Below are 16,035 nucleotides of genomic sequence, written 5' to 3' on the forward strand. Positions count from 1 at the left end.
CGCGTTCAAAACGGAAGCCGGTGGCGGCCGCGCTCGCCTGGCGCGGGCGGCTCGGCGGAGCCAGTGGCCCAACGGAGTGGGGCGTGCGGGAGCCGCGCGTGGCGGCGGCCCCGGAAAGACCTGTTGACGAGTACTGTGCGCGCGCCTGATCAACCAACCCGCGCCCCGCGAGCGTGGGACTCGCGCCTGCGAGCGTGGGACCCGCGCCCGCGAAGGTGGGCCTCGCGCTGGGGCTTAGAAACTCGCGTGCTCCCGCAGGAACGCAACCACCCCGGCGGCGATCGCCGAGGCGTAGCGTTGCCGTCCGTCCACACTGGACATAACCGCGGCCTCTCCGGCGTTGCGCATGTTCCCGCACTCCACCAGGACCGCCGGGCGTTCCGAAAGGTTCAGGCCGGCCAGATCGTCCCGGGGGGCCAGGCCGTCCGAACCCAGGTAGTCGGACAACGGGAACCCACCGGCGAGCAGCCCCGACCGCATCGCCTCGGCCAGCTCCACCGACGGCGCGCCCTGCGCCGCGTTCAGCGGGGGTGCCGAGTACGCCACGTGGAAGCCCCTGGCGCCGGCCGCCGTCGCGCCGTCCGCGTGGATCGACACCACCGCCGCCGCGCCGGCTCGGTTTCCGATCGCCGCGCGTTCGTCCACACACGGGCCCACCCCGGAGTCGTCCGCGCGCGTGTAGACCACCCGCACCCCTTGCGCCGCCAACAGTGAACCCACTCGCTGCGCCACATCCCAGTTGAACGCGTGCTCCGCGTACCCCCGGTCCGTCGCGGTGCCCGTCGTGTTGCACGGCTTCGTCTTGCCGCGTCCGGCGGGCACCGGCGCGCCGATCACGTCCGGCCGCCGCGCGTTGCCGCCGTTGTGCCCGGGGTCCAGCACCACCGTCAGCGGCTCCCGCGCCACCGACGAGGCAACCGACGACGGTGCGGGAGCCGAAGACACCCGGGCCACCTCGGACGGAACAGGCGGCGACGAGCACCCGGCGACCAGGAACACCCCGCTCAACACCAACCCCACGAGACTGCGCACGGCGAACACGGTGCCACAGCCGTGCGAGCTACGCTGGGACCCACAGGACAGCACGACGAAACGGGGATCATGGTGCAACCCGGCGGTGGAATGCCCGACATGCAGGCCATCCTGCAGCAGGCGCAGCAGATGCAGCAGCAGCTCGTCGCCGCGCAGGAGGAGCTCGCCCGCACCGAGGTGACCGGCACGTCCGGCGGTGGCCTGGTCAAGGCGACCGTCACCGGCGGCATGGAGCTGAAGTCCCTGCAGATCGACCCGAAGGCGGTCGACCCGGAGGACACCGAGACGCTCGCCGACCTGGTGGTCGCCGCGGTGCGGGACGCGATGAGCAGCGCCCAGAAGCTCACCGAGGAGAAGCTCGGCCCGGTCGCCGGCGCCCTCGGCGGTGGCGGCAGCATGCCCGACCTCGGCGGACTCGGTCTGCCCGGCCTGAAGTAGCAGGCCCCGTTGTACGAAGGCGTAGTCCAGGACCTGATCGACGAGCTGGGACACCTGCCCGGCATCGGTCCGAAGAGCGCGCAGCGGATCGCGTTCCACCTGCTCGCCGCCGACCCGGCCGACATCGCCCGGCTGCAGGACGTGCTCGGCAAGGTCCGGGAGGGTGTGCAGTTCTGCGAGATCTGCGGCAACGTCTCCGAACAGCAGCAGTGCCGCATCTGCCGGGACGCCCGGCGCGACACGTCGCTGATCTGCGTGGTCGAGGAACCGAAGGACGTGCTCGCCGTCGAGCGCACCCGCGAGTTCAAGGGCCGCTATCACGTGCTGGGCGGCGCGCTCGACCCGCTGTCCGGCATCGGCCCCGACCAGCTGCGCATCCGCGAGCTGCTGGCCAGGCTCGGCGCGGAACAGGTCACCGAGGTGATCATCGCGACCGACCCGAACACCGAGGGCGAGGCCACCGCGACCTACCTGGTGCGGATGCTGCGGGACTTCCCCGGCCTGACCGTCACCCGGCTCGCGTCCGGTCTGCCGATGGGCGGCGACCTCGAGTTCGCCGACGAGCTCACCCTCGGCCGGGCCCTCTCCGGCCGCCGCGCCCTTTGACACTGGTCGACGACGTGCTGGCCGGCCCGCCCCGCTGCGGGCGGGTCCGGCTGGTCGCCGTCGACGGCCCGTCCGGCGCGGGCAAGACCACCTTCGCGGCGGAACTCGCCGCGGACTTCCGGGCACGCGGCGCGGCGACCGCTGTCGTCGCCACCGACCACTACGCGACGTGGGACGACCCGGTCGCCTGGTGGCCGCGGCTCGTCTCCGAGGTCCTCGACCCCCTCGCCGCGGGCCGCCCGGCCGTCTACCGCCCGCTGGACTGGACCACCGGCGAGCCGCGGCCAGGGCCGGTCCGCACGGTTCACCCGGTCGACGTAGTCGTGCTGGAAGGGGTGTCCGCCGGCCGCGCCTCGATCCGGCCCCGCCTGTCCGCGCTGTGCTGGGTCGCGGGCCCGGACGCCGAAACTCGGCTCGAACGGGCAGTCTCCAGGGACGGCGAGGGCATTCGCGGCCCGCTGACCGCGTGGCAGAAGTTCGAATGTGGTTGGTTCGCCGTTGACCTTACCCACCAGTACGTACACCCGAACGGCCTAATACTTTCGTCCGATCTTACGCAGGGTGAGCACTGAACGTAACGCTGTGAGCCGAATGTGTTCGTGCGTCCGGTTTGACGTAGCGCGATCGTAACCTCACGCACTTAACGAATTCCCAACATGCGGACTAGGGTCGTCGATCACGTACCCGAACATTCTCCTAGGAGTGCCACCATGCTCCCAACGCGGGCAGTTGGGTTGCGCCGCATCGCCCTGATCGGGCTTGCCGGCGCCCTCGCGGTCACGACGGCCGCTTGCGCTTCCGAGCGCGGCTCGGGCGACAGCGCCAGCGACACCTTCATCTTCGGCGCGGCCGGCGCCCCGAAGAACTTCGATCCGATCTTCAACGACGACGGCGAGAGTTTCCGCCCCGCCCGCCAGATGTTCGACACCCTGGTCACCTACAAGCCGGGCACCACCGAGCTGGAGGGCGGCCTGGCCACCGCGTGGACGCCGAGCAACGGCAACACCACCTGGACCTTCACGTTGCGCGAGGGCGTCAAGTTCCACGACGGCACCCCGTTCAACGCCGCGGCGGTCTGCTTCAACTTCGACCGCTGGTACAACATGAAGGGCGCCGCCGCCCAGAGCCAGATGATCTACTACGGCGACGTCTTCGAGGGCTTCGCGCAGAACGAAGGCGACATCAGCGGCGACCCGGTCTACAAGAGCTGCGAGGCCAAGGACGAGACCACCGCCGTCCTCAACCTCAACAAGGCCAAGGGCGCGTTCCCGGACGCGTTCGGCCTGACCTCGCTGTCGATGTCGAGCCCGGACGCGCTGAAGAAGTACGACGCCGACAACGTGACGCAGAGCGGTGAGGCGTTCACCTACCCGGCGTACGCCACCGACCACCCGACGGGCACCGGGCCGTACAAGTTCGAGAGCTTCGACAAGGCCAACAACACCATCACCCTGGTCCGCAACGAGGACTACTGGGGTGAGAAGGCCAAGACCGCCAGGCTGATCTTCAAGATCATCCCGGACGAGAACGCCCGCAAGCAGGAGCTGGCGGCCGGCACCATCGACGGCTACGACTTCCCGAGCCCGGCGGACTACAACTCGCTCAAGCAGGCAGGCGACCAGGTCCTGATCCGGCCCGCGTTCAACATCCTGTACCTGGGCATCAACCAGAAGAACAACCCGAAGCTGCAGGACGTGCGGGTCCGCCAGGCGATCGAGTACGCCATCAACAAGGACCAGCTGGTCAGGAACCGGCTCCCGCAGGGCGCCTACGCGCAGGACCAGTTCCTGCCGAACAACGTGCCCGGCTACACCAACGCGGTGGCCAAGTACAGCTACAACCCGGACACCGCCAGGCAGCTGCTGGCCCAGGCGGGTGCGTCCGACCTGACGCTGAACTTCTACGTCCCGACCGAGGTCACCCGGCCCTACATGCCGAACCCGGTGGACATCGCCGCCGCGATCACCGACGACCTCAAGGCCGTCGGTATCAAGGTCAACGTGGTCCAGGAGCCGTGGAACGGCGGGTACAAGGACTCCGTGCAGAAGGCGGGCAAGCAGGACCTGCACCTGCTCGGCTGGACCGGTGACTACGCCGACGCGGGCAACTTCGTCGGCACGTTCTTCGGGCGCCCGAAGGCCGAGTTCGGCTTCGACAACCCGCAGATCTTCGACGCGCTGTCCACTGCGGACGCGCAGACGACCCCGGACGCCAAGAAGGCGGCCTACGAGAACGCCAGCGTGCTGATCTCGCAGTACGTCCCCGCGGTTCCGCTGTCGTCGTCGCCTCCGGGGATCGTGGTCCGGTCCGACGTCCAGGGCCTGATCCCGACCCCGCTGACCGACGAGCGCTTCTACACGGTCACCAAGGGCTGAGTTCCGCTACCGAGGGCGGGAAAGCGTGCCCGGCACGCTTTCCCGCCTTGGTGCGGATTCCGAGGCACTCACATGCTCCGATTCCTGACCCGTCGGCTGCTGCAAGCGATCCCGACGCTCCTCGTGCTCTCCATCCTGGTCTTCGCCTGGCTCCGCCTGCTGCCCGGTGGCCCCGCCACCGCGCTGCTCGGCGACAAGGCGACGCCGGAGAAGATCGCGTCGCTGAACTCGGTGCTCGGGCTGGATCAACCGATCTTCGTCCAGTACTTCAAGTTCCTCGGCCGCGTCCTCACCGGTGACTTCGGTGCTTCCCTGATCAGCGGCGACAGCGTGCTCGCCGAGATCGGGCGCGCCTTCCCCGCCACCATCGAACTCGCGATCGCGGCGCTGGTCCTCGCGGTCGGCTTCGGCATCCCGATGGGGTACCTGGCCGCCCGTCACCGGGGCAGGCTCCTGGACAACGCCACCGTGCTGACCACCCTGGTCGGCGTCGCGGTGCCGGTGTTCTTCTTCGGCGTGCTGCTCAAGTACGTGTTCGCGCAGAAGCTGGGCATCCTGCCGCCGTCCGGGCGTCAGGACGTCACGATCGACGCCACCCACATCACCGGGTTCTTCACGCTGGACGGCCTGCTCACCGGCGAGCTGGACGCGACGTGGGACGCGATCAAGCACCTGATCCTGCCCGCGGTCGCGCTGGCCAGCATCCCGTTCGCGGTGATCGTGCGAATCACCCGCGCCTCGGTGCTGGACGTGCAGCAGGAGGACTTCGTGCGCACCGCGGAGTCGAAGGGCCTGACCACGACGACGATCCGCCAGCGGCACGTGCTGCGCAACGCCTTGCTGCCGGTGTCGACGACGATCGGCCTGCAGACCGGCCTGCTGCTCGCCGGGGCCGTGCTCACCGAGAAGGTGTTCAACTGGAACGGGCTCGGATCCCTGCTGGCGCAGGGCATCGAGCGCCGCGACTACCCGCGGCTGCAGGCGTTGCTGCTGCTGGCCGCCCTGGTGTACGTCGTCGTCAACATCCTGGTGGACATCTCCTACGCCATCATCGATCCGAGGGTGCGGGTGCGATGACGTCCATGTTGCGGCGCAAGGCCGAACGCATCGACGACCTTGCCGAGTCCGGCGGCACCAGCCTCGCGGCGGACGCGGTCCGGCGGATGCTGCGCAACCCGGTGGCGATCACCGGCGCGGTCATCACGGTGCTGTTCGTGCTGCTGGCGATCCTGGCCCCGTTCCTGGCGCCGAAGAACCCCTACATCCCCTACGACGAGCTGCGTGTGAACCTGCGGCCGGACTTCATCCCCGGCCCGATGGACGGGTTCGTGCTCGGCAGCGACCACCGCGGGTACGACTTCTTCTCCCGCCTGCTGGTCGGCGCGCAGCAGACGCTGATCGTCGGTGTCGTCGCCACCCTGATCGGGCTGGTGGTCGGCATGATCGTCGGCGGTCTGGCCGGCGCGCTGGGCGGCTGGGTGGACACGCTGCTGATGCGGTTCACCGACATCCTGCTCGCGATCCCCTCCCTGCTGCTGGCGATCTCGGTGGCCGCGCTGTTCTCGCAAGGGACACAGTGGACGGTCATCATCGCGGTGGCGGTGGTGAGCGTGCCGGTGTTCGCGCGTCTGCTGCGCGGCGCGATGCTCTCGCAGAGATCGAGCGACCACGTGCTCGCGGCGACCGCGCTGGGCGTGCGGCGCAGCACGATCGTGTTCCGGCACATGCTGCCGAACTCGCTCGGGCCGGTGGTCGTGCAGGCGACGCTGACGCTGGCGACGTCGATCATCGACGTGGCGGCGCTGTCGTTCCTCGGCCTCGGCGACAACGATCCCAGCCGCGCCGAGTGGGGGCTGATGCTGGCACAGGCCCAGACCCTGCTGGACGTCAAGCCGAGCCTGGCGTTCTACCCGGCCATCGCGATCGTCGTGGTGGCGCTGGGGTTCACGCTGCTCGGCGAGTCGCTGCGCGAGGCGCTCGACCCGAAGAACAGGCGGTAGCGCGTTGAGTCTCCTGCAAGTACGCGACCTGTCGGTCGTCTTCTCCCGCAAGGGAACCCGCCCGTTCACCGCGGTGGACGGGGTCAGTTTCGACGTCGAGCCGGGCCGCACCGTCGGCCTGGTCGGCGAGTCCGGCAGCGGCAAGTCGGTGACCGCGCTCGCGATCATGGGCCTGCTGCCCAAGCGCGGCGCGACGGTCACCGGCGAGGTGCTGTTCGAGGACACCGACCTGCTGCGGCTGTCCGACAAGCAGCTGCGCGACCGGCGCGGCCGCGACCTGGGCATGGTGTTCCAGGACCCGCTGTCGTCGCTGAACCCGGTGATCCCGATCGGGCTGCAGATCACCGAGGTGCTGGAACGGCACCGCAAGATGGACCGCAAGCAGGCGACGGCCGAGGCGGCGGACCTGCTCGACCGCGTCGGCATCCCGGACCCGAACCGGCGGCTGTCGGAGTACCCGCACCAGCTCTCCGGCGGCATGCGGCAGCGCGCGCTCATCGCGATCGCGCTGGCCTGCCGTCCACGGCTGCTGATCGCGGACGAGCCGACCACCGCGCTGGACGTGACGATCCAGGCGCAGATCCTGGCGCTGCTGTCCGAGCTGGTGCGCGACACCGGCACCGCGCTGATCATGATCACGCACGACCTCGGCGTGGTCGCCGGGCTGTGCGACGAGGTCAACGTCATGTACGGCGGCCGGGTGGTCGAGCGGGCGGAGCGGCACGCGTTGTTCGCCTCCGCCCGGCACCCGTACACGCACGGGCTGCTGGCCTCGATCCCGCGGCTGGACGCGCCGCGCGGGGAGAAGCTGGTGCCGATCAAGGGGTCGGTAGCCGACAACATCCCGTGGTCGCAGGGGTGCGCGTTCGCGCCCCGCTGCCCGAACGCGCTGGACCTGTGCCGGGAGGTCACGCCGGAACTGGAACCGGACACGGGCGGGATGCTGCGGTGCCACAACCCGGTGGGCCGCCCGGTCGCCGCGGGCGAGGGGGTGCGCTGATGTCCGAACCGCTGGTGCGCGTGGAAGGCCTGCAGGTGCACTTCCCGATCAAGCGCGGTCTCGTGCTGGACCGCACGGTCGGGCACGTCTACGCGGTGGACGGGGTCGACCTGGAGATCCAGCGCGGCGAGACGTACGGCCTGGTCGGCGAGTCCGGTTGCGGCAAGACGACGCTGGGCCGCAGCCTGCTGCGGCTGGTGGAGCCGACCGGTGGCCGAGCGGTGTTCGACGGCACCGACCTGTCGACGCTCAAGGGCGAGTCGCTGCGGAAGATGCGGCGGCGGATGCAGATGGTGTTCCAGGACCCGCTGTCCAGCCTCGACCCGCGGCAGTCGGTCGAATCGATCCTCATCGAGGGCATGCGGGCGCACGGCCTGGACAAGGACCGGGAGAGCACGCGCAAGCGTTTGCGTGAGCTGCTGAACGCCGTCGGCCTGCCGGAGAGTTCTCTGCGGAAGTACCCGCACGAGTTCTCCGGCGGGCAGCGCCAGCGCATCGGCATCGCGCGGGCGCTGGCCGTCGAGCCGGACCTGATCGTCGCCGACGAGCCGGTGTCCGCGCTGGACGTGTCCGTGCAGGCGCAGGTGATCAACCTGCTCGAGGAGCTGCAGGACTCGCTGGGCCTGACCTACCTGGTGATCGCCCACGACCTGGCGGTCGTCCGGCACATCTCCGACCGCATCGGCGTGATGTACCTGGGCTCGCTGGTGGAGGAGACCGATTCGGAGTCGCTCTACGCCGAGCCGCTGCACCCGTACACGCGGGCGCTGCTGTCGGCGATCCCGGTGCCGGACCCGGTGGTGGAGGACAGCCGCGAGCAGATCCTGCTCGCCGGCGACCTGCCCTCGCCCGCCAACCCGCCGTCGGGCTGCCGCTTCCACACCCGCTGCCCGTGGCGGCAGGAGACCAAGTGCGACACCGAGCGGCCCGCGCTGCGGGAGCTCGGCGCCGGGCACCGGGTCGCCTGCCACTGGGCGGAGGACATCCAGGCAGGCCGGATCACGCCGCACGAGGTGAAACCGGAATTGGTGACCGCGCAGTTGTCACCCGATGCGGCTATTCCGCAGGCCGCTTCGGTGGCCGAAATGCTGGAGCCCTGACCGGGGTACCCTGGCGACGATTCCGCCGGGGTACCCGAGGGGGCTTTTACCGTGCACATCGACGCGTGGCTGGAGACCATCCCGCCGCTCCTGGTCTACCTCACGGTCGGCGTGGTGATCGGCGCGGAGAGCCTCGGGATCCCGTTGCCGGGAGAGATCGTGCTGGTCAGCGCGGCTCTCCTGGCTTCGCACCACGACGGGCTCAACCCCTGGCTGATCGGTGCCGTCGCCAGCGGCGGCGCCATCGCCGGGGACAGCATCGGTTACCTGATCGGGCGGAAGGGCGGACAGCGCCTGTTCGACTGGGCGGGCCGGAAATTCCCCAAGCATTTCGGACCGGCGCATGTGGCGGCCGCCGAGAGATTGTTCCGGAAACGCGGTGTTTGGGCGGTTTTCTTCGGCCGCTTTGTCGCGATTCTGCGCATTCTGTGCGGTCCCCTCGCCGGGTCGCTGCACATGCACTACCCGCGTTTCCTGCTCGCCAACGCGCTCGGCGGGATCGCCTGGGCGGGCGGCACCACGGCGCTGGTGTACACGCTCGGCGTGGTCGCGGAGAAGTGGCTGTCGCGGTTCTCCTACATCGCACTGGCGGTCGCCGTTGTGGTGGGTGTGGTGGTCAGCCTCGTCATCAAGAAGCGGATGGGCCGCCGTCACGAGGAGACGAGGTCGGGCAGCGCGCCCGCCGAGCGCTGACGCCTCGGCAGCGAGCCGTACAGCACCCCGGCCACCACGACCAGGCCGGCCAGCACCTCGACCAGCGCCGGGGTCTCGCCGAGCACGAAGAACGCCGCGGACATCCCGACCACCGGCACGAGCAGCGAGAACGGCGCGACCACGTTGGCCGGGTTGCGGCGCATCAGCACGGTCCAGATGCTCGACCCGAGGACGGTGCCGATCAGCACGACGTAGGTGAACCCGGCCAGGCCGAGCAGGCCATCGCCGGTGCCCAGCGTGACCAGCGACTCCCACTGCACGGCCGGACCCTCGAAGATCGTGGACAACGCGAACATCGGGATCGGCGGGACCACCGACATCCACAGCGTGAAGTGGATCGGGTTGTCGGGCCTGGCCTGACGTGAGCAGAGGTTCCCCGCGGCCCAGCACAGCGCGCCGAGCAGCGTGAGCACGACCGGCAGCAGCACGGCGTTCTCCGCGCGGTGCCAGGCGATCACGCCCATCCCGGCCACCGCGGCGAGTATCCCGGTCAGCTGCCGCGCGGACAGCGGTTCGCGCAGGAAGATCCCGCCGAGCAGGACGGTGAACGGCGCGGACGCCTGCAGCACCAGCGACGCGAGGCCGGTCGGCATGCCGTTGGTCAGCGCGAGGAACAGGAACGCGAACTGGCCGGTGCCGAAGCCGAGCCCGAACCCGATCAGCCAGCGCAGCTTCACCTTCGGTCGCGGGATGAACAGGATCGTCGGGACCGCGATCACGGCGAAGCGCAGCGCCGCGGCGAACAGTGGCGGGAAGTGGCCGAGCATCGGGTGCATCGCGATGAAGTTGAGGCCCCACAGGACGACGACGAACAGGGCGAGGAGTCGGTCGCGGACAGACATGGGCGCGCAGCGCCTCCTTGAGGGGCGGCGGGTGGGGACCTGTTCAGCGTGCCTGCCGCAACTATGAAGAACAATCGAGATTGTTTGCACCTACTGTGTAGCGTTGCTTCATGGACGTCGGGCGGTTGCGGGTGCTGCGTGAGTTCGCGGACCGCGGGAGCGTGACGGCGGCGGCGAAAGCGCTGCACTGCACGCCGTCGGCGGTGTCGCAGCAGCTCCGGGCGCTGCAGGCGGAGGTCGGGCTGGTACTCACCGAACCGGCGGGGCGGGGGCTGCGGCTCACCGACGCCGGGCGGGCGCTGGTGGTGCGGGCGGACGAGGTGATCGCCGCGGTGGACCGGGCCGAGGCCGAGCTGGACGTGTTCCGCAGCCTGCCGCGCGGCCGGGTGCGGGTGGCGATCTTCCCGTCCGCCGCGTTGATGCTGCTGCCCGGGCTGCTGCACCGGTTCGCCGAGGTCGAGGGCCTGGACGTCGAGGTGCGGGACGTCGACATGACGCCGGCCGAGGTGCCCGGGCTGGTCGCCGACTTCGACATCGTGGTCACCCACCGGGACGAGCACGCCGAGCCGTTCCCGTCGGCGCGGCTCGACGTGGTGCCGCTGCTGCGCGAGCCGCTGGACGTGGCGCTGCCGCTCGGCCACCGCCTCGCGAAGCGCCGCCGCGTGGACCTCACCGAGCTGGCCGGCGAGCAGTGGATCTCGGTGGACGTCGGTTTCCCGGTCGACGACGTGTTGCGCTCGCTGGCGGTGCGGACCGGGGTGCGCCCGCAGGTCAAGCAGCGGATCAACGACTTCCGGATCATCGAGGCGCTGGTCGCGGCCGGGCACGGCATCGCGTTGCTGCCGCGCTACACGCTGGCCGGGACCTGGTCGCGCCGGATCGTGCGGCGGCCGCTGGCGGGCATCCGCGCGGCGCGGCTCATCGAAGCCGTCCTGCGCACCGGCGCCGGCACCCGGCCGCCGGTGGCCACCGTGCTGGACCTGCTGCACGCCGAGGCCGCCGCGGTGACGAAGCAGCCCTAGCCCGGCGCGCCGGCGCCGCCCGGTGAACCGGATCAGGCCGTGGGAGCGGGGCCGGGACGCTGTGGCCGGCGTCACTGTCACATCCACGGCGCGGCCGGTGCCTCGTGTTCGAGCAGTTCCCCACACGAGGAGGAAGCCGTGGAAACCCGGTTCGACCTGATGTCCAACGAGATCGGCGCCAAGCTCGCCAAGCGGTTCGCGAACGTCGCCGCCGTGCTGCACGCCTCGGCCCTGCCGCAGTCCACACAGGAGCTGGTGTCGTTGCGCGCCAGCCAGATCAACGGGTGCGCCCCGTGCGTCGACATGCACACCAAGGAGGCCGCGGCCGCCGGGGAGAGCGCGGTGCGGCTCAACCTGGTCGCGGTCTGGCGCGAGGCCACGGTGTTCACCGAGGCCGAGCGGGCGGCGCTGGCGCTCGCCGAGGAGGGCACCCGCCTGGCCGACGCGCACCAGGGCGTGTCCGACGAGACGTGGGCCCAGGTGCGCAAGCACTACGACGACGACCAGATCGCCGCACTGGTGACACTGGTCGCGATGATCAACGCCGCCAACCGGATGAACGTGATCGTGCGCAACCAGGGCGGCTCCTACCAGCCCGGCATGTTCGCCGCCGCGGTCGCGAACTGACGAGAGAAGGCCGGCCGCACACCAGCGGCCGGCCTTCTCCCGGAATCAGCGGTGCGCGCGGTTCACCGCGGACACGACCGCCCGCAGCGAAGCCGTCACGATGGACGGGTCGATGCCGATGCCCCAGAACACCTTGTCGCCGATGGCGCACTCGATGTAGGAGGCGGCCTTGGCGTCGTCGCCGGGGGTGAGCGTGTGTTCGCTGTAGTCCAGCAGCCGCAGGTCGTAGCCCACGGTGGACAACGCGTCGAAGAACGCGGCGATCGGGCCGTTGCCGGAACCGGTGATCTCCTGCTCCTCGCCGTCCACCCGCACCGTGGCGCGCAGCTGGTAGTCGCCGTTCGCGGTGACGTGCTGGCTGATCAGCTGCAGCGGCGTCTGCGGCTCCAGGTACTCCTTCGCGAACGCGTCCCACATCGTGCGCGGGTCGACCTCGCCGCCCTCGCTGTCCGTGTAGCGCTGGATGACCTGCGAGAACTCGATCTGCAGCCGTCGCGGCAGGTCGAGCTGGTGCTCGGTCTTCATGATGTAGGCGACGCCGCCCTTGCCCGACTGCGAGTTCACCCGGATGACGGCCTCGTAGCTGCGGCCGACGTCCTTCGGGTCGATGGGCAGGTAGGGCACCTCCCACGGGAACTCGTCGACCGGTACACCGGCCTTCTCGGCGGCGCGGTGCAGCGCGTCGAAGCCCTTGTTGATCGCGTCCTGGTGGCTGCCGGAGAACGCGGTGAACACCAGGTCCCCGCCCCACGGGGTGCGCTCGTGCACCGGCAGCTGGTTGCAGTACTCGACGGTGCGCTTGATCTCGTCGATGTCGGAGAAGTCGATCTGCGGGTCGATGCCCTGGCTGAACATGTTCATGCCCAGCGCGACCAGGTCGACGTTGCCGGTGCGCTCGCCGTTGCCGAACAGGCAGCCCTCGATGCGGTCCGCGCCGGCCTGGTAGCCCAGCTCGGCCGCGGCGATACCGGTGCCGCGGTCGTTGTGCGGGTGCAGCGACAGGATCACCGAGTCCCGGCGGTCCAGGTTGCGGCCCATCCACTCGATCGAGTCGGCGTAGACGTTCGGCGTGGCCATCTCGACGGTCGCAGGCAGGTTCAGGATGACCGGCCGCTCCGGGGTGGGCTGCCAGATGTCGGTGACCGCGTTGCACACCTCGGCGGCGTAGGACAGCTCGGTGCCGGTGTAGGACTCCGGCGAGTACTGGAAGCGGAAGTCGGTGTCGGAGTACTTCTGCGCGTACTCGACCACCAGGTCGGCGGCCTGCAGCGCGATCTTCTTGATGCCCTCGCGCTCCTCGCGGAACACCACGCGGCGCTGCAGGATCGACGTCGAGTTGTAGATGTGCACGATCGCCTGCGGCGCGCCCTCCAGCGACTGGAAGGTGCGCTCGATCAGCTCGGGGCGGCACTGGGTCAGCACCTGGATGCGCACGTCGTCGGGGATCGCGCCGTCCTCGATGATCTCGCGGACGAAGTCGAAATCGGTCTGGCTCGCGGCCGGGAAGCCGACCTCGATCTCCTTGTAGCCCATGCGCACCAGCAGCTCGAAGAACTTGCGCTTGCGGGCCGGCGACATCGGGTCGATCAGGGCCTGGTTGCCGTCCCGCAGGTCGACCGCGCACCACAGCGGCGCGCGCTCGATGCGCTTGTCCGGCCAGGTGCGGTCGGGCAGTTCGATGTTCTCCACCAGCTTGTACCAGGGCTGGTAGCGGTGCACCGGCATCGAACTGCCGCGCTGCGGGTTCCACGCGGGCTGGTCGGCGGGGGCGGGACGCGAAGGCTTGCGGATGCGGCTCACGGTGGGATCGGAGCTGGTCATTGCTGGGAAACTCTCCTGCCGGGTTTTCGGGCGACCGGCGGCGTGACGAAGCCCCGCGACGGGGGGCCGGTCAGGATCAGGCCCCGTCGCGGCAGCGAAGCAGGAGAGCACGCGCCACGGATTCACTGTAGCCCGGGCGCGATGATGTTGGAAAGTGACCCGGTCGGTTACTGGCAGGTAGCCAAGGCGGGCGTGGCGTGGGAAACTCGGCGGCATGGCCGAGCACGCCGAGAAGCGCAAGAGCGACGTCGACGAAGACGCCTCGCCGCGACCCAAGCGCCAGGTGCCGTGGGGGCGGGTGAAGGACCAGGCGGTCGGGCTGATCGCCGGGATCGTCCGCTGGGTCGGCCTGATCTTCGCGCTCATCCTGGTGCTGCACGTGATCTTCGTGGTCGGCGGGGCCAACCGGGACAACGGGATCGTCTCGTTCGTGCGTGACTGGTCCGACGGCCTGGCGCTGGGCTTCAAGGACCTGTTCGAGCCCGCCGACGAGAAGCTGCGCGTCCTGGTGAACTACGGCATCGCGGCGATCTTCTGGCTGGTGGTCTCGTCGATCGTCACGCGGATCGTCCGCCGCATCGGCGGCGCCTCCGTCGGCTAGAACGCGGGCGTGCCCCACTCGCCGGTGTAGGCGAACTCGCCCAGCGGCAGTCGTTTCCGGGCCGCCCGTTCGCGCTCGATCAGTTTCTCCACCTCCAGCACCGCGGGATCGCCGGCGTGCCCGACGGCGATCGCCACCCGGGGGACCGCTCCGTCCGGCACCGCGAACCGCTCGCGGACGGCGTCGGCGTCGAAGCCGGCCATCTGGTGCGCCACCAGCCCCTCCGCGACGGCCTGCAGCACGAGGTTCTGCGCGGCCAGCCCGAGCCCGTACTCGGCGTAGGGGATCTCGCCCTTTTCGTTGCGTGCCACCACGATCCCGACCAGCAGGGCGCCCGCCCGGTGCGCCCACGCCTGGTTCCGCTCGGTCAGCGTGCCGAGGATCTGCCGGAACGTCGCATCACCACGGCGGCCGGCCAGGAACCGCGCCGGCTGGGTGTTCCCGAACGACGGCGCCCACCGCGCGGCCTCCAGCAGGGCGCGCAGCTGGTCCCAGGTGACCTCCCGCGTCTCGTCGAGCGCGCGCGGGCTCCACCGCTGCGCGATCACGTCGGTCAGGGGCGCGCTGGAATCGGCTGGCTTTCGCATCAGATCGCATACTGCCAAACCGTCAGCGCGAACGCGCCGAACCACGCGCTCGCCAGCGCCACTCCCGAGCAGACCCACAGCACGGTGTTCGTCCGCCGCTTGGCCAGCGCCAGCGCCACCGGCACCAGCAACGTGAACGCGGGCAGCAGCAAGCGCGGCTTGGCGTGCATCAGCGCGCTCGACCCCAGGCACATCACCAGCACCCCGGCCGCGTAAACCACCAGCACCGTCTCGCGCCGGGCCAGCACCGCCATACCGATCAGCGCGCCGGCGATCACCGCGACCGTCAGCACGCTCATCGCCGAATCGCTGCCCGTCAGCACCTCGGTCACGAACCGGGCCGTCGACACCCCGCCGTCGAACCGGGTCCGCCACCCCTGCCATTCCAGGTCGGACCAGGTGCTCAGCTGGGCCTCGATCCCGGACTCCGGCCGCACCCGCATCCCGGTCCACCACAGGTAACCGAACAACCCGGCCGGCGCCAGCGCCAGCGCGACGAGCGGACGCCCGCCGTCCTGCCGGCGCGTCAACGCCATCAGCGCGGCCACCGCGACCGCGACGACCAGCGCCAGCGCCGTCGACCGCACCAGCCCGGCCGCCAGACAGCACACGCCCGCCGGCTCCCACCGCCGCTCCAGCACCGCGACCAGCGTCCACACCGCCAGCGCGCAGAACAACGCTTCGGTGTAGGCCATGGTCAGCACGACGCTCATGGGGGTCGCCGCGAACAGGGCCACGAGGATGTAGCCCGCCCGGCGCGAGCCGCCGCGCACCAGCCTGCCGAGGCGGGCCAGGCCGTACGCCGCGAAGAGCCCGGCGGCCAGCGACACCACCAGCGCCGCCGCGGGAAACCCGAGCGCGGGCGCCAGCAGCCGGATCAGGAACGGGTATCCCGGGAAGAAGGCCCGCGGCGTGTGCGGGTTCAGGTGGCCGAGCGCGTCCGTCGTCGGTTCGAGTTCGTAGCCGGAGGCCGCGATCTTGAGGTACCACTGGCCGTCCCAGGCGGCGATCCTAGACAACAGGTCGGTGTCGTGCAGCGCGGCGAACACCGTGAGCACCACAACACCGAGTGCCCGCACACCGAGGTACACGGCCGCGGGCAGCAGGAGCGCCCGGCGTCTGGTGATCCGGTCCGCCAGGTCCAGCAGCAGGCCAGGGGCCGCTTGCTCCGGTCGCCGAACGGTTTGGCCGCTGCCCTGCACGGTTGGTCATTTTCCCACGAGTCCGGCCGGTGGCAGTGGCCGGAGCCACATAACGGGGTGGCCAGGGC

17 protein-coding genes are annotated in these 16,035 nt (G+C 70.4%); 12 read left to right on the forward strand and 5 right to left on the reverse strand.

What is annotated here, in order from left to right:
- Positions 1 to 234: 234 nt before the first annotated feature.
- Entirely contained in the window at positions 235 to 1,041 is an 807-nt protein-coding gene (locus AMYTH_RS0131105) for an N-acetylmuramoyl-L-alanine amidase (protein WP_084022722.1), read from the reverse strand.
- A 60-nt stretch (positions 1,042 to 1,101) separates the two neighbouring features.
- Between AMYTH_RS0131105 and AMYTH_RS0131110 the strand changes: the two genes are divergently transcribed.
- The 9 genes from AMYTH_RS0131110 to AMYTH_RS0131150 all read left to right on the forward strand — a co-directional run bounded on the left by AMYTH_RS0131110 (position 1,102) and on the right by AMYTH_RS0131150 (position 9,244).
- Complete coding sequence (locus tag AMYTH_RS0131110; protein ID WP_027933519.1) at positions 1,102 to 1,470, forward strand: YbaB/EbfC family nucleoid-associated protein; 369 nt, start codon at positions 1,102 to 1,104, stop codon at positions 1,468 to 1,470.
- A gap of 9 nt (positions 1,471 to 1,479) precedes the next feature.
- A complete protein-coding gene (gene recR / locus AMYTH_RS0131115; protein WP_017985548.1) occupies positions 1,480 to 2,076 on the forward strand; it encodes a recombination mediator RecR in 597 nt (198 codons plus the stop codon).
- 14 nt (positions 2,077 to 2,090) lie between these two features.
- The gene (locus AMYTH_RS0131120) at positions 2,091 to 2,648 is read left to right on the forward strand and encodes a uridine kinase family protein (RefSeq protein WP_037322812.1); all 558 of its coding nucleotides are present in this window, start codon (positions 2,091 to 2,093) and stop codon (positions 2,646 to 2,648) included.
- Between the two features lie 138 nt (positions 2,649 to 2,786).
- Complete coding sequence (locus AMYTH_RS0131125; RefSeq protein WP_208722384.1) at positions 2,787 to 4,451, forward strand: ABC transporter substrate-binding protein; 1,665 nt, start codon at positions 2,787 to 2,789, stop codon at positions 4,449 to 4,451.
- Positions 4,452 to 4,523: 72 nt separating this feature from the next.
- Positions 4,524 to 5,528 carry an ABC transporter permease gene (locus tag AMYTH_RS0131130; protein WP_027933522.1) on the forward strand — a complete coding sequence of 335 codons (1,005 nt, stop codon included), beginning with the start codon at positions 4,524 to 4,526 and terminating at the stop codon, positions 5,526 to 5,528.
- On the forward strand, positions 5,525 to 6,451 hold the full coding sequence (locus AMYTH_RS0131135; protein ID WP_027933523.1) for an ABC transporter permease: 927 nt from the start codon (positions 5,525 to 5,527) through the stop codon (positions 6,449 to 6,451). The genes AMYTH_RS0131130 and AMYTH_RS0131135 overlap by 4 nt, the downstream gene beginning before the upstream one ends.
- 4 nt (positions 6,452 to 6,455) lie before the next feature.
- Complete coding sequence (locus AMYTH_RS0131140) at positions 6,456 to 7,451, forward strand: ABC transporter ATP-binding protein (RefSeq protein ID WP_027933524.1); 996 nt, start codon at positions 6,456 to 6,458, stop codon at positions 7,449 to 7,451.
- Positions 7,451 to 8,551, forward strand: coding sequence for an ABC transporter ATP-binding protein (locus tag AMYTH_RS0131145; protein WP_027933525.1), 1,101 nt, complete (start codon positions 7,451 to 7,453; stop codon positions 8,549 to 8,551). Before AMYTH_RS0131140 ends, AMYTH_RS0131145 begins: the two co-directional genes overlap by 1 nt.
- Before the next feature lie 51 nt (positions 8,552 to 8,602).
- Complete coding sequence (locus AMYTH_RS0131150) at positions 8,603 to 9,244, forward strand: DedA family protein (RefSeq protein ID WP_027933526.1); 642 nt, start codon at positions 8,603 to 8,605, stop codon at positions 9,242 to 9,244.
- On the opposite strand, the gene AMYTH_RS0131155 is transcribed toward AMYTH_RS0131150, so the two are convergent.
- A complete protein-coding gene (locus AMYTH_RS0131155) occupies positions 9,202 to 10,107 on the reverse strand; it encodes an EamA family transporter (protein ID WP_027933527.1) in 906 nt (301 codons plus the stop codon). The genes AMYTH_RS0131150 and AMYTH_RS0131155 overlap by 43 nt on opposite strands.
- A 110-nt stretch (positions 10,108 to 10,217) precedes the next feature.
- Between AMYTH_RS0131155 and AMYTH_RS0131160 the strand changes: the two genes are divergently transcribed.
- The gene (locus tag AMYTH_RS0131160) at positions 10,218 to 11,129 is read left to right on the forward strand and encodes a LysR family transcriptional regulator (protein ID WP_027933528.1); all 912 of its coding nucleotides are present in this window, start codon (positions 10,218 to 10,220) and stop codon (positions 11,127 to 11,129) included.
- Between the two features lie 138 nt (positions 11,130 to 11,267).
- Complete coding sequence (locus tag AMYTH_RS0131165; protein WP_027933529.1) at positions 11,268 to 11,756, forward strand: carboxymuconolactone decarboxylase family protein; 489 nt, start codon at positions 11,268 to 11,270, stop codon at positions 11,754 to 11,756.
- A gap of 45 nt (positions 11,757 to 11,801) precedes the next feature.
- On the opposite strand, the gene leuA is transcribed toward AMYTH_RS0131165, so the two are convergent.
- A complete protein-coding gene (gene leuA, locus AMYTH_RS0131170; RefSeq protein ID WP_027933530.1) occupies positions 11,802 to 13,577 on the reverse strand; it encodes a 2-isopropylmalate synthase in 1,776 nt (591 codons plus the stop codon).
- A 214-nt stretch (positions 13,578 to 13,791) separates the two neighbouring features.
- On the opposite strand from leuA, the gene AMYTH_RS0131175 reads away from it, so the two are divergent.
- Entirely contained in the window at positions 13,792 to 14,178 is a 387-nt protein-coding gene (locus AMYTH_RS0131175; RefSeq protein ID WP_027933531.1) for a hypothetical protein, read from the forward strand.
- Here AMYTH_RS0131175 and AMYTH_RS0131180 read toward each other — a convergent pair.
- Complete coding sequence (locus tag AMYTH_RS0131180) at positions 14,175 to 14,765, reverse strand: nitroreductase family protein (RefSeq protein ID WP_027933532.1); 591 nt, start codon at positions 14,763 to 14,765, stop codon at positions 14,175 to 14,177. The two genes, AMYTH_RS0131175 and AMYTH_RS0131180, sit on opposite strands and share 4 nt — an antisense overlap.
- Positions 14,765 to 15,967, reverse strand: coding sequence for a mannosyltransferase family protein (locus AMYTH_RS0131185; protein WP_027933533.1), 1,203 nt, complete (start codon positions 15,965 to 15,967; stop codon positions 14,765 to 14,767). The genes AMYTH_RS0131180 and AMYTH_RS0131185 overlap by 1 nt, the downstream gene beginning before the upstream one ends.
- Between the last annotated feature and the right edge of the window lie 68 nt (positions 15,968 to 16,035).

The sequence above is a fragment of the Amycolatopsis thermoflava N1165 genome, from assembly GCF_000473265.1.
Lineage (GTDB): Bacteria > Actinomycetota > Actinomycetes > Mycobacteriales > Pseudonocardiaceae > Amycolatopsis_E > Amycolatopsis_E thermoflava.